This is a genomic window from Roseibium sp. (assembly GCF_051016195.1).
Lineage (GTDB): Bacteria > Pseudomonadota > Alphaproteobacteria > Rhizobiales > Stappiaceae > Roseibium.
Window position 1 is genome coordinate 1196353 of the sequence record NZ_CP134616.1, and the last position, 21353, is coordinate 1217705.

A 21353-nucleotide genomic window follows, 5' to 3' on the forward strand; every position below is an offset into this window, starting at 1 on the left:
TCAGCCGGCGAAGCTCTCGACGGTTTTCAACGCGCCGTCGAGGTCCGTACCCTTTTCGTCCTTCAGCGCAGCCGCGCGCAGCCTTGCGACCCACGCAGCGCCGTCATCGCGACTTTCCACGAGACGGGCACCGGAGAGCACCTTGTCGAATTTGGACAAGCCGCGCGCATGCGTGTCTGAATAGCCCTTGATCAGCCGCCGGCAGCGCAGGATCTCCACGGCCATGTCATACCTGTCGGGGAGATAACCGCTAACCATCTTGAGCCAGGCATCAAGGTGGTCCTGTTCCATCTTGTGACGCAGGGTCTTCAGCCGCCATTTGCGCAGACCTCCGAGGACATAGAGCATTGCAAACCCGCGAAGGCTGTCTGTCCTGACGCGGCGGCCCCGATTGAACCAGCGGTCGATACGCTTCACCCACGCAGGGTCATTCTCCATTTTGCGGCCGAGCTTTACGGGCATGAGGCCGACAATCTCCTCCGCGCGCGGATGCAAATAGTCGGTCAGGTGCATCAGGTTCTCGGACTTGACGCGCATTTCATCCTCGATGCGGCGCAGGCGCTGTGGTCGGGTCTTGAGGTCGGCGACCCGGATGACATCGTCGTAGGCCATCGCGTTGGCGATGTATTTCGCGGCTTCCCGCGACAGTTCGAAGCCTTTTTCTGCGCTATCCGCCTGCACCAGAACCTGCAGCCGGTCGAGATATTCCGAGCCGTAGTCGCAATCCTGGAAATCGACCACCTTGGTCAGGCCCGCCGCGGTCATGTCCCGAATGTCTTCCGGAAGGCCGGCAACGCGTGCCTGTAGCGCGGCCCAGGCGTTCCGGCTTGCCGAGGGCCCTTTCGGTTCAACGATCTCCTGTTTCGCGGGCTTCGGTTCCGGCGCTGTCGGCGCTTCGCCGTTCTGTGCTAGGTCATACCCGGCAGCAAACGCCCTGAGACTTGCCTCCACCCCCTTGCCCCCTGCACGGATGGCTTCCTCGAACGCTTCGCGTTTGAACGGCAGCGCTTCCGAGCCCGCCAGGGCACCGAACAGGGACGCCGAGATGACCGAGCCGACGGCGACCGCCGCCGTGTCCATATCCGCAAGAACCAGCTTTTGCGCGGCAACCTCCGCTGCGGCCTTAACCTCTTCGGAGGACGCCATGCCGTCGCCCGGTACGGTCTTTTCCGAAACCGCGAGCATACGATGTGTGGATGCAATCAGAGTGGTCCGGTCGGGGGTCACGAATCCACGCATGATGGCGCGGCCTGCTTCCATCATCTCCGCGGCAATGGTGATGTCGACGTCTCCGGCGGACGGGGCAAGCGAGAAGACGGGCGAAGCGACATCGCCCGGCGCCATTTCGATATAATAGATGGTCGCGCCTGTTCTCTGAGCGACACCGGCAACACTTGTCGCCTGGCAGTGATAGCCCTCGGACCGCGCGAGCGTCTCGATCCAGTTGGTCAGGACGCCGCCGCCCTGGCCGCCGACGGCCATGACCGCGAGCTTGATGATGCCTTCCAGCGCCGGATCCGCGGGCTGCGCATCAAGAGGCAGAGCCAGCGACATCAGGTGCTCTCCCCTGAAAAGACCAGCCGCTTGCCCGCTCGCCGGTTCTGCAGCCAGGCAATGATTTTCCTGCGGATGCCCGTGTACCAGGTCTCGAAACCGGACGGGTTATGCACCAACACGGCTTCATAAAAGGACGGGCAAAGGATCGCCGCGTCCGCGACCTCGCCGCAATTGCCGCAGCCGACACAGGACTGGTCGATATGCGCGACCGGATCGTCCCGGAGCGGATCATCGAGCTTCTTGAGAGAGAGCGACGGACAACCGGACAGACGAATGCAGGCGTGATCGCCCGTACAGACGTCCTGATCAACGCCGAAACGCGGCAGTTCCACCCGCCTGCCATCCGAGATAGCCTTGTTACGCAGCGGCTTTTCGCGCCTTTGCCGGTTCAGCATGCATTCCGAAGACGCCACGATGACCTTCGGCCCCTTGTAATCGGTCGTCAGCGCTTCCCGTATCGTATCCCGCATCTTGGTGACGTCATAGGTGCGGTCGATCTGGCGGATCCACTCCACGCCGACGCCTGCAAGCGCCTTGGATATCGGATTGTTTGTCGACTTGGTGTCGTTCTTGGCGCGGCTGGACATGACATCCTGCCCGCCTGTCGCAGCGGAATAATAGTTGTCGACGATGATGGCGACGCTGTCCGACTTGTTGAAGACCATGTTGCCGATGGAGGAACTGAGGCCGTTGTGCCAGAAGCCGCCGTCGCCGAGAATTGAGATTGCACGTTTTTCGCCGCCACCATCGAATGCGGCGTTCGACGCCGGCCCGAGGCCGTATCCCATTGTCGAGCCGCCAATTTCAAACGGCGGCAGGCACGCGAACAGGTGGCAACCTATGTCGCCCGTGATCTGCCGGGACCCCAGTTCCTGCTCCGCCAGTTTGAGGGACGCGAAGATCGGACGCTCGGGACAGCCGGTGCAAAAGCCCGGAGGCCGGATCGGCACCGTCTTGCTGAGATCGGGCAGTTCCGTCTTTGGCGTGTTCGGCGCCAGCACCTTGCCCGGCAGCAGCTCTGGCGCATATTGGCGGACAAAGGCTTCCAGACCGTCGAACATGATCTGTCCGGTGTATTCCCCGGCCTTCGGGAAGATGCCCTTTCCCTCAAGCTTCGTGGTCGCGCCTTCCTTGTAAAGCATCGCCCCGAGCTGCTGCTCAATAAACTCCGGCTGTCCTTCCTCCACCAGCAGAACGGCGTCCTTGTCCCTGCAGAAATCCAGCACGTCCGATTTGACGATCGGGTAGGTGACATTCAGGACGTGAAGCGGCACGGAGGTGTTGCCGCTGATATCCGCAAGACCGAGGCGCTGCAGCGAACGGATGATACTGTTGTACATACCGCCGAGACACATGATCCCGACCTTGCCGTCCTGCGGGCCGAAACGCTCGTTGAGCCTGTTGTCCAGAATGTATTTTTCTGCTGCCGGCCAGCGATTGTCGATCTTGTCGTGCTCGTGGGCGTAGGACATGGGCGGCAGCACCACCCTCTTGAAGTCCCGCTGCGGATTGGAAAGCGCCTCGCGCACGGAAAGCGGCGGCGGAACGTTGTCCGAGGTATCGAAGCTGCCGGTGACATGACAGGAGCGAATCCGGACCATCAGCATCACGGGGGTGTTGCTGGCCTCGGAGAGCGCAAACCCGTCGCCGACGGCCTTCACGATGGAGGGCAGGTTCGGGCGCGGATCAAGCAGCCAGAACTGGGACTTCATGGCGAAACCGTAGGAGCGCTCCTGCATGATCGAGGAGCCCTCGCCATAGTCCTCACCGACGATGACAACCGCGCCGCCATTCACGCCGGACGAGGACAGGTTGGCAAGCGCGTCGGAGGCAACGTTGACGCCGACCGAGCCCTTGAAGGTCACGGCTCCCCGGATCGGGTAGTGCACCGAGGCGGCCAGCATCGCGGCAGCGGCAGCTTCCGAGGCATTGGCTTCGAAGCGAATGCCGAGTTCGCTCATGAGGTCTTCGGCATCGGCAAGAACATCCATCAGGTGCGAAATCGGTGCGCCCTGATAGCCGCCGACATAGCCGACCCCGTTTTCCAAAAGCGCCTTCGTGATCGCAAGGATACCCTCGCCCGTGAAGACGTCTCCCGTTCCCTTGCGAAGATGCTCTACCTCAGCCTTGAACGACCTTTCGGCCATCGACCCCTCCCTGCACAGTTTCCGGGTGCTAAATCGGATGTTTGCGTATGTTCTTCAAAATGGCCTGCAGCGTTGCCACGAAGGTGCGCTGATCGGCGTCGCTGATGCCGCGAAACATCTGCTGGTATGCGGTTGCCAGATGCGGCCAGAGCATGTCGTGGGTCTGGCGCCCCTTTGTCGTCAGGTGGATGCGGACGGCCCGGCTGTCTTCGCTGTCGGTCACCCGCTTGACCAGACCGTCGCGCTCCAGGGCATCAAGTGCACGGCTGAGCGTCGAGGTTTCGACCACGGCGTAGACAGACAGATCGCGGATCAGGAGACCGTCGAGCACGGACAGAACCGCAAGCGTTCGCATTTTGGGTGTCGTCAGCCCGAGCTTCGCCATCTCGTCCCGCAGAGCGCCATTGTAGCGCCCCATGATCCGGTTCATCAGGTAGGGCGGAAAGTTTTCCAAGCCGATTTCACCCAGACGCGGCACCGGGCTCGTCTGTTCCGTAAGCTCCAGCCCGTTTTCGTTTTTCATGCGCCCATCCCTTTCGCCAGGTTGTAGCCGGACCCGCCCCCAAGGCCCGGACCCGGGTGGGTCGACGCGCCGATCATGTGGAGGTTGCCGATCGTTGTGGCGCTGTTAACGGAACGGGTGAACGGACGCCAGACGAAAAACTGGTCGATGTTACAAGACCCGCCATAGGGATCGCCGCCGACAAGATTGATGTTGATCTGGTTCAGATCCGCAGGCGAATAGGCGCGTCTTCCCAGCTTGATCTGGTCGAAGTTGCCGATGTGTCTCCGGAGAATGTCCTCGATGCGGTCAGCAAAGTCCTCCCGGATGGTTTCCGTCCACTCGGAGCCGGTTTCAAGCTGTCCCGCTGCGTCTCCCTTGATCACGCGCGGCGCATCCGGGATCTGGACCCACAAGATGGCCTTGCCGTCGGGTGCGCGCGAGGGATCAAGCCTGTGCGGCTGGCCAACGCAAATCGTCGGCGTTTCGGGGAGCATCCCACGCTCGGCCTCGTTGGATGACTTGGAAACGGCGTCGAGCCCGTCCGTCAGGTGGATCAGGGCGACGTCTTCCAGCCCACCCGCAATCCATTCCGGCTCCGCGTCAAGGGCGTAGTGCAGCTGGAAATTTCCGCGCCCGTATCTGTAGCGTTCGGCGTGAGCCGGCGGCGGTTCGTCGCCCAGAAGGCGTTGGTGAAGCTGTGTCGGCGTGACCGACGCGATGACCGACAGCGCATCAATCTTGTCTCCGGCAGCTGTTTCGACGCCCACTGCGTTTCCACCGCGCACAAGAATGCGTTCGACGTCGACGCCCGTGCGGATTTCACCGCCCTTTTCCTCGATGAGTTTGCGAAAGACATCCGAAACCGATCCGGCGCCGCCCTTGGCAACGGGCGCACCAGCAGCTTCAAGGGCAAAGGCGATCACCCGCCCCATCTGACCGGAGTAGGTGCTTTCCGGCGTCAGGCCCGTGTGCAGCACCCAGGGCGCCCAGAGCGCTTGCACGGTTTCGCTGCCGTAGCCGTGTTCCAGCCACGCCCGTGCCGGCTGCAGCGCGTCTCCGAACCAGGTCTTCAGTCCGTTCAGACCGCGTTTCCAGGCCTGCTTCGCCATCAGCCGCGCCATCTTTCCCGACCAGAGCGGACTGCCCAGCAGGGCGAACAGGAATTCGGCGTCTGCCTCGACGGCACCGACATCGGATCCGTGCTGCTTGCCGTCGCCGGCTGAAAGCGCATCGAAAGCGGCGACATTCGCGGCCCGGTCCATCGTGAGCACCGCGGACTGACCGTCCGGCCGCAGAACAGCGGTCGGCGTCTGCGTGTGGCAAAAATCCAAACCATGCCGGCCGAGGTCCTCGGCAAGTTCCGCATAAGCGGGCGAGGTGAGAAAGAGCACGAAAGTCGCTGCCAGCACATCGTGATGAAAGCCGGGCAAGGTGATTTCCTCAGTCCGCATGCATCCGCCGAGATGTTCGGAGCGCTCCAGCATGAGTACCTTTTCACCCTTGCGCGACAGCAGTGCCGCCGCGACAAGGGCGTTGATTCCCGACCCGATTATGACATGCGGCGCGGTCACGGGATCGGCCTCAGCCCCTTGGTACCAGCGCCAGGGCACGGATCGGGCTGCCGGTTCCGCGCTCGATCTTCAAAGGTGCCGCGATCAGGATCGCACCCTTGGCCGGCAGCTTGCTGAGATTGGCAAGCGAGGCCAGCCCGAAGCAGTTGTCCCGGTGAAGGAGATTGTGCGCCGGATAGGGCGGCTCCATGCCGCCAGCCTGGCCCGCATCCGTTCCGATGCACTGCGTGCCCCAGCCGACGATCTTTTTCGACAGGAGATACTCGATCGCATCAGGCGTCGGTCCGGGGCTGTGCGGCCCGGTCTCGTCCGTGTTCAGGAACAGGTTTTCATCGTGGGCACGGTTATCCCAGTCGGTGCGCATGAGCACCCATTCTCCCGCACCAATCTCGCCATGCTCGGCTTCCCACGCCTTGATCAGGTCGGCGGTCAGAAGGAAGTCGGCGTCTTCCGCGCTTTCCTTTGAGCAATCGATCACGTTGACCGGTGCGACCAGACGCTGAACGTCGAGCGTGTCGGTGAAACCGTCCTCGTAGTCCTTGCCGGTAATCCAGTGATGCGGTGCGTCGAAATGGGTGCCGGAATGCTCTCCGAGAACCATCCAGTTCCATGCGAAAAACGGTCCGTCTGAATCATATTCGCTGATCTTGTGAATTTCGACCTTAGGCGTGTTCTTGGCAAAGTCGGGCGGCAGCTGGATGATCGGCGTATCGGGACCCAAAACGCCCGTGCAGTCCACCACTTCGACCTCGCCGGACAAAATCTTCGTTCCCAGTCCGCTGAGTGCATTCTCTGCTGACATCTGATGCTCCCTCTGTACGTCTTGGCCTCTTGGCTCCTTATCGCAATTCAATGCTAGACAGATTTATTTGTATTTGCAATTATCTATTTCGAGGGAGGCAAGGTCTGCACCATGGAAGAGACTCTGGACGGCGTCATTATCGGCAGCGGACATAACAGTCTTGCCTGCGCCGTTCACCTGGCAGCACAAGGATGGAAAGTCGGTGTGTTCGAGCGCGCATCGGTCGCTGGTGGTGCGGTCAAGACCGGTGAATATACTCTGCCCGGATACAGTCACGATTGGGCAGCCATGAACCTCTCCCTGTTCGCCGGCTCCGCCTTTTTCAAGGAATATGGCGAAGAGTTGGGTCGGAGCGGGCTTGAGTTCGCACCCGCATCCGATTGTTTTTCTTCCGTTTTTCCTGACGGCTCCTGGCTCGGCGTCAGTAATGATCTTGAGACGACCGCGAAACGGATCGATGCCATCGACGCGGATGACGGCAAAACCTGGCGGGAACTGACGGCCGCGTTTCCCGCAATGGCGGAGCCGCTGGTTGGACTTCTTGGCAGTCCGGCCAAAAAACGTGCATTTGCATATATTCTCTACAAGCACTGGCGAAAGTCGGGCATGGATGGCGTGCTCGACCTCGGCCGCTTCCTGATGTCTTCCCCGCGCGACTGGCTCAACGAAACGTTCCGCTCGCCGAAAGTTCGCGCGCTTCTCGGCGCGTGGGGCATGCATCTGGATTTCGCGCCGGACATCTCCGGCGGTGCGCTGTTTCCGTATCTGGAAGGCATGGCAAACCAGGCGTTCGGCATGGTCCTGGGCAAGGGCGGGGCCGGCGCGGCGATCAACGCAATGGTGTCGACGCTTGAGGCACGCGGTGGAAGCGTCACGCTGAACGCGGACGTAACCCGCATTCTGGTCGAGAACGGCGAGGCAAAAGGCATCGAACTCGCCGACGGGCGCAAGGTCATGGCACGAAACGCCGTGATTGCGAATGTCGCGCCAGGCGCGCTGTTGAAGCTCGCCGGGGAGACCGGCGATCAACGCTACAATGATCGCCTGAAGACCTTTTCGCACGCGCCGGGCACGATGATGATCCATCTGGCCGTCGATGCATTGCCCGACTGGAGCGCCGGAGAAGAGCTGAAGGATTTTGCTTATGTGCATCTGGCACCTGAGGTGGACCAGATGGCGCGCACCTATGCCCAGGCACAAGCTGGACTGCTGCCCGACGAACCGGTGATCGTGTGCGGGCAACCCACTGTCATCGATCCCAGCCGCGCGCCAGACGGAAAGCACGTGCTCTGGCTTCAGGTGCGCATGGTTCCGGCGGTCATCAACGGGGACGCGGCAGGACAGATCGAGGAGACCGACTGGGAGGTTGTGGCGGACAAATACGCCGAACGGGTGCTTGATATCCTGGAAAGATATGCACCCGGCACGCGTTCAAAGATCCTCGGACGGCATGTCGTTACACCACTCATGCTGGAGGCGGACAATCCCAACCTGGTCGGGGGAGACCAGATCTGCGGCAGTCATCACCTTACACAGCATTTCATGTTCAGGCCCGTTCGCGGCTTTGCCGACGGCAGCACACCGGTGGGGAACCTGTTCCACACCGGGGCGGCTGTCTGGCCGGGTGCGGGCACCGGAGCCGGGCCCGGTTATCTGCTCGCGCAAAAGCTCGCCGGATAGCGATAACGAAAACACATCCGGCCAACGCAAACATGGGGAACAGGACAATGAAGGTATCAAGACGCACGTTACTGAAAAGTGCGGCCGCCAGCGGAGTGCTGACAGCCGTTGGAACGCCCGCTTTTGCGAACGAGATCGATGAACTGGTGATTGCCTACAACGTCAATCTGCCCAGCTGGGACCCGACGGTCGGCCCGTCCGCGGTCAACCCGACCATCCAGGGGATCTACCAGTCGGTGTTCGACATGTTCATCCACCAGAACCCGGATCTCAGCTTCGGCTCGGGCATCGTCAGCGAGTGGGGATGGACCGAGGACAAGTCCAAGATCTGGCTGGAAGTCCGCGAAGGCGTCACATGGCACAATGGCGACCCGCTTACACCGGAGGATATTGTCTGGTCCCTGGAAAGAGCCGGCAATCCGGACACGGGCAATCCCATCCAGTTCATCTGGGGCAAGATCGGCAACTTCGCGATCGACGGCAACCGCGTCACCGCTGATGTCAAGGAATACGAGCCGACAATCTTCAAATGGATGAGCTTCCTCACCGGGTATGTCCTGCCGAAGAAATACTACGAGGAAGTCGGCGCGGAAGGCTTCGAAGCTGCTCCGATCGGGACAGGGCCCTACATGGTCGACAACTTCGAGCGCAATGCGTTCGTGCGCCTGAAAGCCAACGAGAACTACTGGGGCGGCGCACCCGAATTCAAGACCGTCACCATCAAGTTCGTCACCGACGCATCCAGCCGCACCTTCGAGGTCAGCTCAGGCAATTCGCATGTCACGCTGGAAATGCCCTACGAGGAATTCGACCGCCTCAAGGAACAGGACGGGATCGTCGGTACCGCGGCTCCGATCTCCGATATCGGCATGATCTTCATCAACGATGTCGAGCCCATGAACGATCCGAACGTGCGCATGGCCATGGCTCATGCGATCGACAAGGAAACCATCATCGAGCGGCTCTTGTCCGGATACGGGGTTGCGATCGACACGCTGCAGACGCCGGACTACTCCGCTTATGATCCGTCCATCACCGTTCCATACGATCCGGAAAAGGCCAAGGAACTGCTGGCTGCGTCCGGATACGGTCCGGACAACCCGGTCAAGTTCAAGATCCAGACAACACGCGGCTTCAAGCCGAAGGACTACGAGATCATCCAGGTGATTGTCGGTCTGTGGCGCAAGGTCGGCATCGAGGCCGAGATCGAGGTTTACGAAATCGCCAAGCACTTCGAACTGCGGGCAGCGGATCAACTGGCTCCGGCGGCGTTCTACAACTGGGGCAACGCGATCGGCGATCCGACGACCTCCACCGGCTTTGCCATGTTCGGCCCGTCGCCGCATTCCGTGTGGGATGGTGAAGACCTGATGCAGATGATCCTGCCGCTGTGGGGCGAGGCAGACGAGGAGAAACGTATCGCGGGCTGGAAGGCGGTCGACAAGCACATCGCCGAGAACGCGCTCGTGCTGCCTCTGATCCAGTACGTGCAGCCGATCCTGCACAGCGATCAGGTCAAGGTAACTCCGCACGCCTCGGGCGCGCTGCTGCCGCATCTGATGACCCGTTGATAAGTCAGGAAAACGTTACCTCACCTTCGCCGCAGTGCCCTTCCTGCTTGCTCCTTAGGGTGCTGCGGCGGCTCTTTTTCCTGAATGAAGGGCTGCGGACCTATACATGCAAATCGTGCGTACGCTGCTGACGCGCCTGGCGACGACAATCATCACCCTTTTGGGCGCTGCCATCATCGTTTTCGTCGTGATCCGGGTCGTCCCCGGAAATCCGATCGCGATGATGCTGCCGCCCGGCGCGACCGACGCCGACATCGCGCGTCTGGAGGCGCTGTACGGCCTGGACAAAAGCATCCTCCAACAGTTTCTCATCTGGATCGGAAATGTCCTGCAGGGTGACTTCGGAACATCGATCACGAGCCGGCAGCCTGTTTTCGATCTTGTGATCGGACGGCTTCCGGCGACGCTGGAATTGTCCGTGATGGCGCTCCTTATCGCGATTGTCGTCGGTGGTTCAGCCGCGCTCACTGCCACGCTTTACCGTGGCACGAAGGTCGAGGGCGGTATCGATGTTGCCGGCGGTGTTGCCCTTTCGCTGCCGGATTTCCTCTGGGGTCTCGCGCTCATTCTCGTGCTTGGCGTTCTCTGGCCGCTGTTTCACATTTCCGGGCGCGTCTCGCCTTCCCTCGGGTTCGAGTTCAATACCGATTTCTACCTGATCGAGGCGCTGGTCCGCTTCCGTTTCGACGTGGTGCTGGATCTTCTCGGCCACATGTTGCTGCCCGCACTCGCGCTGGCGATCCCGCTTGCGGCGATCATTCTGCAGCTGCTGAAGCAGTCCCTGAAGGAATGCATGCACGACGACTACATCACCCTGGCACGGACTAAAGGCTATTCGGAAACATCGATCATTGCCCGCGATGCCCTGCCGAACGCCATCCTTCCAACGCTGACACTGATCGGCGTCCAGTTCACCTTCCTCATAGGCGGGACCGTCATCATTGAACGCCTGTTCTCCTACGAGGGCCTCGGAAACATGGCGATCGATGCGGTGATCAACCGCGACCTGCCGCTCATCCAGGGGATTGTGCTGGTGTTCGCGCTTCTGTTCACGCTCGTGAACCTGCTGGTGGACATGACCTACGCGGCGCTCAATCCGAGGCTCCGACATGCTTGATGCCCGTGGACAGATCCGCCGCCTGCCCGGCCTTCGTCTCTGGCTCAGCGGCGGCTGGTTGCTCGTTCTCGTTCTTGCCGCGATTTTCGCGCCGATGATCAGTCCGCACGATCCGCTGGAACAGGATCTCTTCGCGGCTCGGCTGCCGCCCTTTTGGCAGCAAGGGGCCGATCCGGCCTACCTGCTCGGGACCGATTCCCTTGGCCGCGATCTGCTGAGCCGGATGCTTTACGGGGCGAGACTGGCGCTGACCGTTGCGCTGGTCGCCGGAACGCTCACATGTCTTGTTGGGGCCACCCTCGGGCTGATCGCCGGTTATTTCCGGGGCTGGGCCGACCTGGTAATCTCCCGGCTTGTCGATATCTGGATGGCGTTTCCGCCGGTGCTGTTTGCGATCCTATTGATTGCCGTGCTGGGAACAGGCCTCACATCCATCATTGTCGCGATCGTCGTGATCGACTGGACGCGGTTTTCGCGCGTGGTGCGCGCCGAAGCGATGAGCCAGGGTGCGATGGACTATGTTGCCTCCGCGCAGGTCGCCGGGCGCAGCCGCCTCGGCATTGCGCTTGCCGAGATCCTGCCCAACGTGCTGCCGACAATCGTTGCCCTGCTGACGCTCGAAATGGGAATCGCCGTGATCGTTGAGGCCATTCTGAGCTTCGTGAACCTGTCCATCTCGACCGACCAGCCGACCTGGGGCGGCATGATCGCCGAGGGACGCACATCCATCTATCAGGCCTGGTGGGTTCTTGTGTTCCCGCTTGGAGCGCTTTTCCTGACGGTGCTGAGCTTCTCCCAGCTGGGCGAAGGCCTGAAGGACTATTTCGATCCGGTGCTGCGATGAGCTATCTCACGATCAAGGACCTGACGGTCAGGCTCAAGAACGGCGCACCGCTGCTGCGCAAGGTTTCGCTGAGCGTCAATGCCGGTGAAGTCCGTGCGCTGGTCGGCGAGAGCGGGGCAGGCAAGAGCATGATCGGCAAGGCGGTGCTCGGCATCCTGCCGCGTGCGGCACAACTCACCGGTGGCGAGATCCTTCTTGACGGAGAGGATCTGCTGACCTTGCCACCGAAACAGCGGCGCGCGAAGATCGGTGCGAAGGTGGCGCTGATCCCGCAGGATCCGCTCACCGCGCTCAATCCGTCCCGAAGGGTTGGTCCGCAGATCACGGACCGCCTCGTCGACATTCTCGGATGGAAGCGCAAGGAAGCGGAAGACCGCGCGGTTGAACTCCTCGATGAAGTGCATATCCAGTCGCCGGACCGGGTCATGAAATCCTATCCGCACGAGCTTTCCGGCGGCATGCGGCAACGCATCCTGATCGCCTCGGCCTTCGCGGCCGAACCGAAACTGATCATCGCCGACGAACCGACAACGGCGCTTGATGTCACGGTGCAGAAGCAGATCCTCAAGCTGATCCGCGAGATGCAGGAACGGCATGACACGGCGCTTCTCTTCGTGACACACGATCTCGGCGTGGTTTCCAAGATCAGCCAGTCGCTCACCGTCCTTTACGCCGGCAAGGTCATCGAGGAGACCGATGTCAGGACGTTTTTCGCAGCACCGAAACACGCCTATTCGAAGGCCCTCCTGGCGGCGACTCCGAAATATACCGACCCTGACGGTTCGCTCATGCCGGTCCCGGACAACATCATTTCCGCGGTAGAACAGGAAGTTGCCGCCTTCGATGCGCAGTTGACGGAGTGAGTGGAGCCATGCGTGATCTCATCTACCAACTTCGCGATCTGAACGTTTCGTTCCCCGACCTCGCACACAAACCGCTGTTCGGCGCCGCGCCGCGCACGACCGTCCTGAAAGGCCTCACGTTCGATGTCGCCAAGGGCGATGTGCTCGGCATTGTCGGTGGCTCCGGATCCGGCAAATCGACACTCGGGCGTGCCATGATCCGCCTCCTGCGGCCGGACTCCGGATCGATCCTGTTCGAGGGAACCGAGATTGCACAACTGGACGAAGACGCGCTGCGGCCGCTACGCAAACGGTTCCAGATGATCTTTCAGGACCCGATGTCCTCGCTCAATCCGCGCAGGCGCGTCGGCGGCATCATTGCCGGGCCCCTGCGCCTGCAGGGCTTCGACACCATTCCGGCGCGGGTCGATGAAGCACTCGAAATGGTCGGCCTGCCGAAGAGCTTCGCCACCCGATATCCGCACGAGCTGTCAGGTGGCCAGCGCCAAAGGGTAGGCATTGCACGCGCCATCGCCCTCAAACCGGATTTCATTCTGGCGGACGAAATCGTGTCGGGTCTGGACGTCTCCTCTCAGGCCCAGGTCCTGAACCTTCTGGAGCAGCTTGTGCGGGAACTCGGTCTGACGCTGGCCTTTGTCAGTCACGACCTGTCGGTGATCCGCCGCCTGTGCTCGCGCATCCTTGTGATGCACCATGGCGAGATCGTCGAGAATTCGGCAACCGCTGACCTTTTTGCAAATCCGCAGGCGGACTACACGCGCGCGCTGCTGGACGCCATTCCGCTGCCGGACCCGGACCAGGTCTGGACCTGACCGTCTCACAGGTCGAGTTCGAACCGCCTGATGAACTCTGTATCCGGAGTGACGCCGTGCCCGGGGCCTTGCGGAATGGAGACGTATCCGCCCGATGACTTCACCTGGCCCTGAATATCCAGCGACTCCTGAAGCAACTCGTCCCGGAACTTGTTGTCCGTCGTGTCGAATTCCAGCATCGGCTCCCAGGGATTGAGGCCGCCGGGAAGGGCCGGCATTGCCGCCAGGAGCTGAATGTTGGTGGCAACCGCGATCGCTGATCCCCAGACGTGATTGATCACCGGCGTGAAATGGGCATGGCACAAGGCAAGCACGCGAAGGTATTCGCTGACGCCGCCAAGCGCGCAGACTTCCGGCTGGGCGATATCAAGGCCGCGGTTTTCCAGGATCTGCCGCCAACCCCAGCGATTGAACTCCGCCTCGCCGCCCGAGATGTTGACGCGAAGGCCGCGGCGCAGCTCCCGGTATCCGTCAAGGTCCTCCGGCGCGACCGGTTCTTCAAACCAGTAGGCCCCCAGTTCTTCGAGCGCCCGGCCGACATAAAAAGCGTCGGACGTCGTGTAGCAGTGGTTGGCGTCGACCATGAACTTGCCGCGGCCTTCCACCCCTTCGGCAACCGCCTGACAAAGCCTGACATCGTCCTTCGGACCAAGCCCCGTCTTCATCTTCGCGGCGGCAAATCCCATGTCCATGATCTGCGCTGCTTCTTCCCGGAAGCGCATGATGTGATCGTTGACGCTTTCGCGCTTGAGCATCATGCCATAGCCATAGGCCTGGATTCGCTCGCGGTGCGCGCCGCCGATCAGCTTGTGAAGCGGCAGGCCGGCGACCTTGCCCGCTATATCCCAGAGCGCGATATCAACGCCGGACAGCGCCTGCAGCGGCATGCCCTTCTGGCCGTGATCGCGCATGAGATTGTAGACCCGATGCCAGAGCACGTCGCGATCGACGGGATCGCTGCCGAGTATGATCGGCTGGATGACCTTCTCAACGATCCCCTTGTTGGCGACCGCGACATTGCCCGGACCGAAACACTCCCCCCAGCCGGTCACGCCCTCGTCGGTCTGAACCTCGACCAGATGGGCTGTGCGTTTTTCGTAATACTGCTGGGAATAGCCCAGCTCGCCGGGCAGGTCGTATTGCAGCACATGGCTTTTGACGCCTGTTATCTTCATGCGTTCAACCCTTCGAAGTCCGTGTCGTCGAGTGCACGGGTTATTCTCTTTTCGATCAGGTAGTCCCTAAGCGCCAGCGCCGAACAGTCATGGCCGATGCCGGACTGGCCGATCCCGCCATGCGGCAGGTCGATGTCATACTTCACGCCGTTGATCTGGATTTCCCCGTAACGCAGCTTTGCCGCATAAGCTTCCGCCCTGGCAAGATCGCGCGTGAAGATATAGGCCGTCAGGCCGCCTTCTTCACAATCATTGGCCATGGCTGTGAGATCCGTCTCGCTGTCGAACGGTATCAGGCTGACGATCGGTCCGAATGTCTCCTGGCGATAGACCGCCATCGTTTCGGTAACCCGGTCCAGGACGGTCGGTGCCAGGTAGTGCCCCTTGTTCAGTTGCGCGGGCCTGTCTCCGCCGGCAAGTAGCTCCGCGCCTTCGGCAACGGCATCGTTGATCAACCCCTTGATCCGTATCCAGGCGCGCCTGTCGATCACGGGCCCGGTGGCGATATCGGCCGTCTTGTCGAAACCCGTTTTCGCGGCTTTTGCGCGGGCTGTTACCTTGTCGGCGAAGGCGGCGTGAACTGAACTTGCGACAAAGACCCGGTTCGGGGACACGCATATCTGTCCGGCGTTGGAAAACTTCACGCCGCAGACAATGTCGGCGGCAAGGTCCAGATCCGCGTCCTCGAAAACAAGCACCGGCGCGTTGCCGCCCAGTTCCATGGAATAGCGTTTGATCGACGTTGCGCCGGTGCGCATGATGTGCTGCCCGGTCCCGGTGGAGCCGATCAGCGTGATCACCTGCGGGATCGTCGATGCGGTCATCGCGTCGGCAACGTCGTAGCCATCCGTGCACAGGATCTGAACGGCACCGCGCGGCAGGCCGATTTTTTCGCACAGCATTCCCACCGCATAGGCGGATATCGGCGTCTGTTCGGAAGGCCTGATGATAATGGGGCAGCCAGCTGCCATTGCCGGTCCGATCTTGAAGGCCAGGTTCAGGAGCGGAAAGTTCCAAGCGAGATAAGCCAGCGCGACCCCTGCGGCCTCGTGCACCATCCTGTGGGTGTGGGTTCCCGCCCGGTCCGCAAGCCCGACATCGTGGATGCGCGCGATCTCCTCGGCGTAGAAGTCGAGCGATACGACCAGCCGGTCCCAGTCCTCAAGGGTCTGCGCCCACGGCTTGCCCATTTCGTGGTGTATGCAATCGCGCAGAAAGTCCTCGTGAGCGACCACCTCTTCACGCAATTTGCGCATCCAGGCCTGACGCTCGGCGATCGGTGTGGCGGACCAGCGCGGAAAGGCGTCGCGGGCCGCTTCCAGCGCCCGCTGGGCATCCGCAAGTCCTGCCGTGTGGACCGTTGCGACACGTTCTTCGGTCGCCGGATTGAAGACGTCCTGCCGCGCACTTCCCTCGCACAAGGCGCCATCGATATACAGTTTTGTTGGGAAATCCATGGCACGCCTCAGTCAAACAGGTTCCTGCTATCGTGGCAGTGGGCCGGGGCATTCACAACGGAAATTTCCCCGTCGTTTCTCATGCACGAACCTAAAGATGCATGACGGCGCACCTTGCCATGCGAGTTCTCCCAATCACTGAAGAATGAAATCCGCACATCGAGAACCCAGCATCATGGCCGGAGCATTCGTGTTGCCTGCATTGATGTCGGGGACGGCGGACATGTCGCAGACGCGCAGGTTCTCGACGCCGCGGACGCGCAGCCTGCCGTCAAGCACTGCCATGTCATCGCCATCCGCACCCATGCGCGCGGTTCCGGCCGGGTGATAGTTGGTTTTGACGAACCGCTTGCAGTGGCTCCTGAGTTCTTCGTCCGAACACTTCTGCGGATCGGGGATCGCGACTTTCTTCAGTTTCGAGGCGATGGGGTTCGACTGGAGCGCTTCGAGGAAGAAGCGCTGGCCCGCCATCATCTCCTGCATGTCGTCTTCTTCCTTCAGGAGGTTCGGACACACGATGGGCATATCTTCGGGCGATCCGGACGCCAGCCTCACCTCACCGCGGGACTTCGGTTTGACGACAACCGTCGTGACCGTGACCCCGTAGCCGTCTTTCAGCTCCGACTGCGCATCCCGGTCCAGGTAAACGATGGGAACGCAGAAGGCCTGGATCGTCGGTTCCCCGTCCCGGTTGCGCGGATTGACGAAAGCCCCGGCCTCCACGCCGGCGGAGGTAATGCGGCCGCTTCCGAAGAGCTTGAACTGCAGCCCGTTCAAAAGCATGCGCCAGCCTTCGCCCTGGCGGTAGTAGCCATGCGGCCCGCTGGCATAGGCGGTGATGGGGACTTCGGGATGATCGATCAAGTTCTGGCCAACGCCGGGCCTGTCGGCGTGAACCTTGATGCCGAATTCGCCCAGATGATCCGCCGGGCCAATACCCGACAGCATCAGGATCTTGGGGGAGACCAGCGCCCCTGTTGCGAGAATGATTTCCGCCGAGGCATTGACTGTGTGCGTCCCGGCCGGATCCGTGTAGGAAACGCCGACAGCGCGACCGTTCTCCACGATGATTTTTTCAACCGCGGCCTGAAGTTTGATCGTCAGTCTCGGGTCGCTTCGAAGCGGTTCAAGGAATGCATAGGCGGTCGAACTTCTGCGGCCATTTCTGTTGGTGAACTGGTAAAAGCCGACGCCGCGCTGTGACGGGCCGTTGAAGTCCGTGTTGTAGGGTTCGCCAAGCGACTGAACCGACTGCACGAACCAGCGGGACATGGTATCGACATAGCCAGGGTCCGACACCATGACATCGCCGTCCGTGCCGTGAAGCTCGCCCGCCAGACGATTGTTCGCTTCCATGCCCCTGAAATGCGGCAGGACATCTGACCAGCCCCAGCCGGGATTGTCATTGTTCGCGCGCAGCACATCGTTCCAGGCATCGTAATCGCCGGGACGGCCGCGCATGTAGACCTGTGCGTTGACGGACGACCCTCCGCCCAGAACATTGCCCTGGGGGATGTCGTGGACCCTGCCGTCAAGATGCGGCTGCGGCGTCGTCTTGTGATACCGCATGTACTTGGAACCGTTGATCATCTTGAAAATGCCGGGGGGCATATCCAGCAGCGGGTGGCGATGGGAATAACCCGCTTCCAGCAACAAGACCCGCGCGCCACCTTCGCTCACGAGCCTTGCTGCCGCGACGGCCCCGCCCGAGCCGCCGCCGATGACGATGTAGTCGTATCCGGACGTCATTCGTCCCCCCAATCAAATGTGACGCGCACGAATTCCCAGGCGGCCTTCAGATGGTTGTTCAACGCTTCTTCCGCCGCGACCGGGTCACGCTCCAGGATCGCGTCGAGAATGGACTTGTGCGCCAGGTAATTTACTTCATTGCGTTCAGGCGAGCGCAACATGCGGTCCCACTGGGGTGCCAGCCACGAGGTATAACCCTCGTGCATCGCGGGAAAGATCGGGTTCCTGGGAATGCGGTAGAGAACACCGTGGAAGGCAACATCCGTCCGGTAGAATGCGTTCGAGTCCGGGATGGCTTTCCGGTTTTCCTCCAGTGCTTCCCTGAGACTGACGATATCGTCCTTGCGTGCCGACGACGCGGCCTCGCGCACCAGCGCGCGCTCGATGAAAACCCGGCTGTCGTAGAGGTTCTTGATACCCGTCCTGTCGGTCAGGAGATGCTGCACGACATTGCCGCAGGCGTGCAAAACCGTCGCATAATCCGGCTTGCGCACAATCGGACGGAACCGGGGCCGCGTTTCGATCAGGCCGCGGCTGGACAGCTGGGAGATCGCCTCGCGGATCACGGTCCTGCTTGCGCCGAACTGTTCCATGAGCTCCCGTTCCGCGGGCAAGGGAGTCTTGTCCTCGAGCTCACCCGAAACGATTTTCGCTTCCAGCATGGCGACCACATTGTCCGCCGCCCGACCCGTTTCGTTGCCGATGTCCATTGGGCATCAACGCTCCCTTGTCTTCAAAATTACACTTTTTGGTACGACATAAATTTGCTGTTCGTAAAGTCATTTTTTCTACCCGTTAAAAATTTTGCCCTGTTTTCCCTTATTTTTCATATGTTTATTATTTTTATGTACTAAATTTCTGATATTAGGATTGACTTTGGTCTGTTTTCTTAACTTACTTGTTCCAGTTTGGTCATACCAAAGGACAGTTTGTTCGTGTTTGATTTCACCTTCTCCTCGGAAAGTCCGATCGCTGCCGGGATGTACATCAACGGCCAGTGGGTAACGCGCGCGCCGGCATCGGCGGCCCTGGAGGTGGAGAACCCGGCCAATGAGACCATCATCGCGACGATCACGGAGGGGTCGGAGACCGACGCGCTCGAAGCCCTTGCAGCCGCCCGCCGCGCCTTTGCCAGTTGGGCGAGCCGTCCTGCAATCGAACGCGGACGGCTGGTCGCGGCACTCGCAGACGAAGTTGAGACGCACAAGGAGCAGCTTGCGCGTCTTGTCACGCTTGAACAGGGCAAGCCGCTCAGCCATGCCCGCCAGGAGGTCGATGCCGGTATCACCTTTTTGAGATATGCGGCGGAAAATGCACGCAGGATCGAAGGCGATATCGTTGCTTCCGACAACCGGGACGAGGAAATTCACATCCGCCGGCATCCTTACGGTGCCGTGGTCGGATTGACGGCCTGGAACTATCCGTTCGCGCTGGCAGCGAGAAAGCTCGGACCGGCACTGGTGGCAGGCAACACGTTCGTGCTGCTGTCCCATGAGGCAACGCCGCTCTCCGGACTTGCCCTTGCAAGCCTGAGCGAAAAGGCCGGCCTGCCCGCCGGTGTGTTCAACGTGGTGACCGGCCGAGGCCCCGTCGTCGGTGCGGCCCTTGTTGAAAGCCCGATGTCCGACCTCGTCACCATGACCGGCAGCACGCGCGCTGGACGCGAAATCTACCGGGCCGGCGCCGGCAACATCAAGGTTGTGCGGCTGGAACTGGGCGGCAAGGCCCCGTTCCTCGTCATGGAAGATGCCGACATCGACCGGGCCGTTGAGGCGGCCGTCGCTGCGCGCTACACGAATTGCGGCCAGATCTGCACCTGCAACGAACGCATGTATCTGCACCGTGTCATTGCGGACGAATTCCTGGAGAAATTCGTCGCGGCCTCCAGGTCGCTGACCCTCGGCGATCCGCTCGGCAGCGTCGACATGGGCCCCAAGGTGAACCGCATCGAGCGGGACAAGGTCGCAGATATCGTCGCGGATGCCGTGCGCGCGGGCGCGGCTGTCCTTCTTGAGGGCGGCGTTCGCGAGGACGGCCCGTTCAGCAAGGGACACTGGTTCGCGCCAACCGTGCTGGAAGCGGCAAAGAACGACAATCCGGCCGTCCAAAACGAGGTGTTCGGCCCCGTTGCAACGGCCGTCCGGGTCGATGACTTCGACACGGCGGTGCAGTTTGCCAACGACACAGCTTTCGGGCTCTCCGCCTACCTGTTCACCAGGGACCACAAGCGTCTCGCACAAGCTCCTTATCGCCTGAAGTTCGGAGAACTCTACCTGAACCGCTCCAACGGAGAGGCCGTTCAAGGCTTTCACACCGGGTGGGGATTGTCCGGGCTGGGGGGAGAAGACGGCCGTTACGGCTTCGATGGCTATCTGCGCAAGCAGACCGCCTACCTGAATTGGGGCTGACACCCCAGACTCTCGCGGCCGGGGGGATTCTGGTCGCACCAAAGTGGAGGAAATGATGAAACGTACTCTCTTGCTGGCTACTGCGATTGCATTTGGCGCAGTGACTTCAATCGCATCGGCTGCCGGGCTGCCGCCGCTTGAGCAGAAGGACCGCTACAAGGTCGGTTTTGCCCAGATGGAGTCCAACAATCCCTGGCGGATCGCCGAAACCAAGTCTTTCCATGACACGGCCGAAAGCTGCGGCTGGGATCTGATCGCGACCGATGCTGCCGGCTCTGCGGCCAAACAAGTTGCCGACGTCGACAGCATGATCGCACAGGGCATCGACGTGCTGTTCCTGCCCCCGCGCGAAGAAAAGCCGCTCATTCCTGCCGTGAAGAAGGCCAAGGCTGCCGGCATTCCGACGTTCCTGGTCGATCGCTCCGTCGACCCGAACGCAGCGAAGCCTGGCGAGGACTTCGTGGCTTTCCTTGGATCCGACTTCATTGACCAGGGCAAACGCGTCGCGGAATGGACCATCGAAAACTTCAAGGGCGACAAGGGCATCATCGTCCAGCTGGAAGGAACCACGGGATCGTCCCCGGCCAACGACCGCAAGAGCGGTTTCGACGACCGCATCGTTGAGGATGAGCGTTTTGAAATCGTCGCGTCCCAGTCCGGCGACTTTGCCCGCGACCTTGGCCGCCAGGTCATGGAAACGCTGCTGCAGGCCCACCCGGACGTCAACATCGTCTATGCCCATAACGACGAAATGGCCATCGGAGCCATCCAGGCTCTCGAGCTTGCCGGACGCAAGCCGGGCGAGGACGTTCTGGTCGTCTCCATCGACGGAACGCGCGATGCGCTTCAGGCAATCATCGACGGCAAGATGGGCGTCACGGTGGAAAGCTCCCCGTTCTTCGGACCGCTCGCATGTGAAACCATGAAGCGCTACGCAGCCGGCGAAACCATCGAACCCTGGGTGCAGGTCAAAGACCGGATCTTCACGGCCGACAACGCCGCGAAGCATATCGACGAAGCCTACTAAGACCAACTGCCGGAGGGATGCTCCCCTCCGGCTCTTTTCTCCCAGATCAACGGATGTTCAAGCGGAAC

The 21353-nt window shown here is 61.2% G+C and carries 17 protein-coding genes; 8 read left to right on the forward strand and 9 right to left on the reverse strand.

Annotated elements, in window-relative coordinates; genetic code table 11:
- Genes RDA78_RS05460 through RDA78_RS05480 form a run of 5 tightly spaced genes read right to left on the reverse strand, consistent with a single transcriptional unit; the run spans nucleotide 1 to nucleotide 6582 of the window.
- Nucleotides 1-1554 (reverse strand): indolepyruvate oxidoreductase subunit beta family protein, encoded by a 1554-nt coding sequence (locus RDA78_RS05460; RefSeq protein ID WP_434054342.1) that lies wholly within the window; start codon nucleotides 1552-1554, stop codon nucleotides 1-3.
- Nucleotides 1554-3704 (reverse strand): thiamine pyrophosphate-dependent enzyme, encoded by a 2151-nt coding sequence (locus RDA78_RS05465; protein ID WP_434054343.1) that lies wholly within the window; start codon nucleotides 3702-3704, stop codon nucleotides 1554-1556. Before RDA78_RS05465 ends, RDA78_RS05460 begins: the two co-directional genes overlap by 1 nt.
- Nucleotides 3705-3732: 28 nt before the next feature.
- Nucleotides 3733-4227, reverse strand: coding sequence for a MarR family winged helix-turn-helix transcriptional regulator (locus tag RDA78_RS05470; RefSeq protein WP_434054344.1), 495 nt, complete (start codon nucleotides 4225-4227; stop codon nucleotides 3733-3735).
- Nucleotides 4224-5780 (reverse strand): phytoene desaturase family protein, encoded by a 1557-nt coding sequence (locus RDA78_RS05475; protein ID WP_434054345.1) that lies wholly within the window; start codon nucleotides 5778-5780, stop codon nucleotides 4224-4226. Before RDA78_RS05475 ends, RDA78_RS05470 begins: the two co-directional genes overlap by 4 nt.
- 10 nt (nucleotides 5781-5790) lie before the next feature.
- On the reverse strand, nucleotides 5791-6582 hold the full coding sequence (locus RDA78_RS05480; protein ID WP_434054346.1) for a cyclase family protein: 792 nt from the start codon (nucleotides 6580-6582) through the stop codon (nucleotides 5791-5793).
- Between the two features lie 111 nt (nucleotides 6583-6693).
- On the opposite strand from RDA78_RS05480, the gene RDA78_RS05485 reads away from it, so the two are divergent.
- The 6 genes from RDA78_RS05485 (at nucleotide 6694) to RDA78_RS05510 (ending at nucleotide 13469) form a co-directional block, all read left to right on the forward strand.
- Nucleotides 6694-8262 (forward strand): phytoene desaturase family protein, encoded by a 1569-nt coding sequence (locus RDA78_RS05485; protein ID WP_434054347.1) that lies wholly within the window; start codon nucleotides 6694-6696, stop codon nucleotides 8260-8262.
- A gap of 47 nt (nucleotides 8263-8309) precedes the next feature.
- The gene (locus tag RDA78_RS05490; protein ID WP_434054348.1) at nucleotides 8310-9833 is read left to right on the forward strand and encodes an ABC transporter substrate-binding protein; all 1524 of its coding nucleotides are present in this window, start codon (nucleotides 8310-8312) and stop codon (nucleotides 9831-9833) included.
- Between the two features lie 106 nt (nucleotides 9834-9939).
- Nucleotides 9940-10950 (forward strand): ABC transporter permease, encoded by a 1011-nt coding sequence (locus RDA78_RS05495; RefSeq protein ID WP_434054349.1) that lies wholly within the window; start codon nucleotides 9940-9942, stop codon nucleotides 10948-10950.
- Nucleotides 10943-11794, forward strand: coding sequence for an ABC transporter permease (locus tag RDA78_RS05500; RefSeq protein ID WP_434054350.1), 852 nt, complete (start codon nucleotides 10943-10945; stop codon nucleotides 11792-11794). Before RDA78_RS05495 ends, RDA78_RS05500 begins: the two co-directional genes overlap by 8 nt.
- A complete protein-coding gene (locus RDA78_RS05505; protein ID WP_434054351.1) occupies nucleotides 11791-12657 on the forward strand; it encodes an ABC transporter ATP-binding protein in 867 nt (288 codons plus the stop codon). Before RDA78_RS05500 ends, RDA78_RS05505 begins: the two co-directional genes overlap by 4 nt.
- An 8-nt stretch (nucleotides 12658-12665) precedes the next feature.
- The gene (locus RDA78_RS05510; RefSeq protein WP_434054352.1) at nucleotides 12666-13469 is read left to right on the forward strand and encodes an ABC transporter ATP-binding protein; all 804 of its coding nucleotides are present in this window, start codon (nucleotides 12666-12668) and stop codon (nucleotides 13467-13469) included.
- Between the two features lie 5 nt (nucleotides 13470-13474).
- On the opposite strand, the gene RDA78_RS05515 is transcribed toward RDA78_RS05510, so the two are convergent.
- From RDA78_RS05515 to RDA78_RS05530, 4 genes are all read right to left on the reverse strand, one after another.
- Nucleotides 13475-14644, reverse strand: a complete 1170-nt coding sequence (locus RDA78_RS05515) for a mandelate racemase/muconate lactonizing enzyme family protein (protein ID WP_434054353.1) — start codon at nucleotides 14642-14644, stop codon at nucleotides 13475-13477.
- A complete protein-coding gene (locus tag RDA78_RS05520) occupies nucleotides 14641-16101 on the reverse strand; it encodes an NAD-dependent succinate-semialdehyde dehydrogenase (protein ID WP_434054354.1) in 1461 nt (486 codons plus the stop codon). Before RDA78_RS05520 ends, RDA78_RS05515 begins: the two co-directional genes overlap by 4 nt.
- Before the next feature lie 135 nt (nucleotides 16102-16236).
- Nucleotides 16237-17850 carry a GMC family oxidoreductase gene (locus tag RDA78_RS05525; RefSeq protein ID WP_434054355.1) on the reverse strand — a complete coding sequence of 538 codons (1614 nt, stop codon included), beginning with the start codon at nucleotides 17848-17850 and terminating at the stop codon, nucleotides 16237-16239.
- A complete protein-coding gene (locus RDA78_RS05530; RefSeq protein ID WP_434054356.1) occupies nucleotides 17847-18560 on the reverse strand; it encodes an FCD domain-containing protein in 714 nt (237 codons plus the stop codon). Before RDA78_RS05530 ends, RDA78_RS05525 begins: the two co-directional genes overlap by 4 nt.
- 225 nt (nucleotides 18561-18785) lie before the next feature.
- Here RDA78_RS05530 and RDA78_RS05535 point away from each other — a divergent pair, with 225 nt between their 5' ends.
- Both RDA78_RS05535 and RDA78_RS05540 read left to right on the forward strand, forming a co-directional pair.
- Nucleotides 18786-20258, forward strand: a complete 1473-nt coding sequence (locus RDA78_RS05535) for an aldehyde dehydrogenase family protein (protein ID WP_434054357.1) — start codon at nucleotides 18786-18788, stop codon at nucleotides 20256-20258.
- Nucleotides 20259-20310: 52 nt separating this feature from the next.
- Entirely contained in the window at nucleotides 20311-21285 is a 975-nt protein-coding gene (locus RDA78_RS05540; protein WP_434054358.1) for an ABC transporter substrate-binding protein, read from the forward strand.
- Nucleotides 21286-21353 lie beyond the last annotated feature (68 nt).

What these genes read in the sequence shown, in the direction of transcription:
- RDA78_RS05460 (WP_434054342.1), bottom strand. Translation starts at nt 1,554, where the DNA reads ATGTCGCTGGCTCTGCCTCTTGATGCGCAGCCCGCGGATCCGGCGCTG.
- RDA78_RS05465 (WP_434054343.1), bottom strand. Translation starts at nt 3,704, where the DNA reads ATGGCCGAAAGGTCGTTCAAGGCTGAGGTAGAGCATCTTCGCAAGGGA.
- RDA78_RS05470 (WP_434054344.1), bottom strand. Translation starts at nt 4,227, where the DNA reads ATGAAAAACGAAAACGGGCTGGAGCTTACGGAACAGACGAGCCCGGTG.
- RDA78_RS05480 (WP_434054346.1), bottom strand. Translation starts at nt 6,582, where the DNA reads ATGTCAGCAGAGAATGCACTCAGCGGACTGGGAACGAAGATTTTGTCC.
- RDA78_RS05485 (WP_434054347.1), top strand. Translation starts at nt 6,694, where the DNA reads ATGGAAGAGACTCTGGACGGCGTCATTATCGGCAGCGGACATAACAGT.
- RDA78_RS05490 (WP_434054348.1), top strand. Translation starts at nt 8,310, where the DNA reads ATGAAGGTATCAAGACGCACGTTACTGAAAAGTGCGGCCGCCAGCGGA.
- RDA78_RS05495 (WP_434054349.1), top strand. Translation starts at nt 9,940, where the DNA reads ATGCAAATCGTGCGTACGCTGCTGACGCGCCTGGCGACGACAATCATC.
- RDA78_RS05500 (WP_434054350.1), top strand. Translation starts at nt 10,943, where the DNA reads ATGCTTGATGCCCGTGGACAGATCCGCCGCCTGCCCGGCCTTCGTCTC.
- RDA78_RS05505 (WP_434054351.1), top strand. Translation starts at nt 11,791, where the DNA reads ATGAGCTATCTCACGATCAAGGACCTGACGGTCAGGCTCAAGAACGGC.
- RDA78_RS05510 (WP_434054352.1), top strand. Translation starts at nt 12,666, where the DNA reads ATGCGTGATCTCATCTACCAACTTCGCGATCTGAACGTTTCGTTCCCC.
- RDA78_RS05515 (WP_434054353.1), bottom strand. Translation starts at nt 14,644, where the DNA reads ATGAAGATAACAGGCGTCAAAAGCCATGTGCTGCAATACGACCTGCCC.
- RDA78_RS05520 (WP_434054354.1), bottom strand. Translation starts at nt 16,101, where the DNA reads ATGGATTTCCCAACAAAACTGTATATCGATGGCGCCTTGTGCGAGGGA.
- RDA78_RS05525 (WP_434054355.1), bottom strand. Translation starts at nt 17,850, where the DNA reads ATGACGTCCGGATACGACTACATCGTCATCGGCGGCGGCTCGGGCGGG.
- RDA78_RS05530 (WP_434054356.1), bottom strand. Translation starts at nt 18,560, where the DNA reads ATGGACATCGGCAACGAAACGGGTCGGGCGGCGGACAATGTGGTCGCC.
- RDA78_RS05540 (WP_434054358.1), top strand. Translation starts at nt 20,311, where the DNA reads ATGATGAAACGTACTCTCTTGCTGGCTACTGCGATTGCATTTGGCGCA.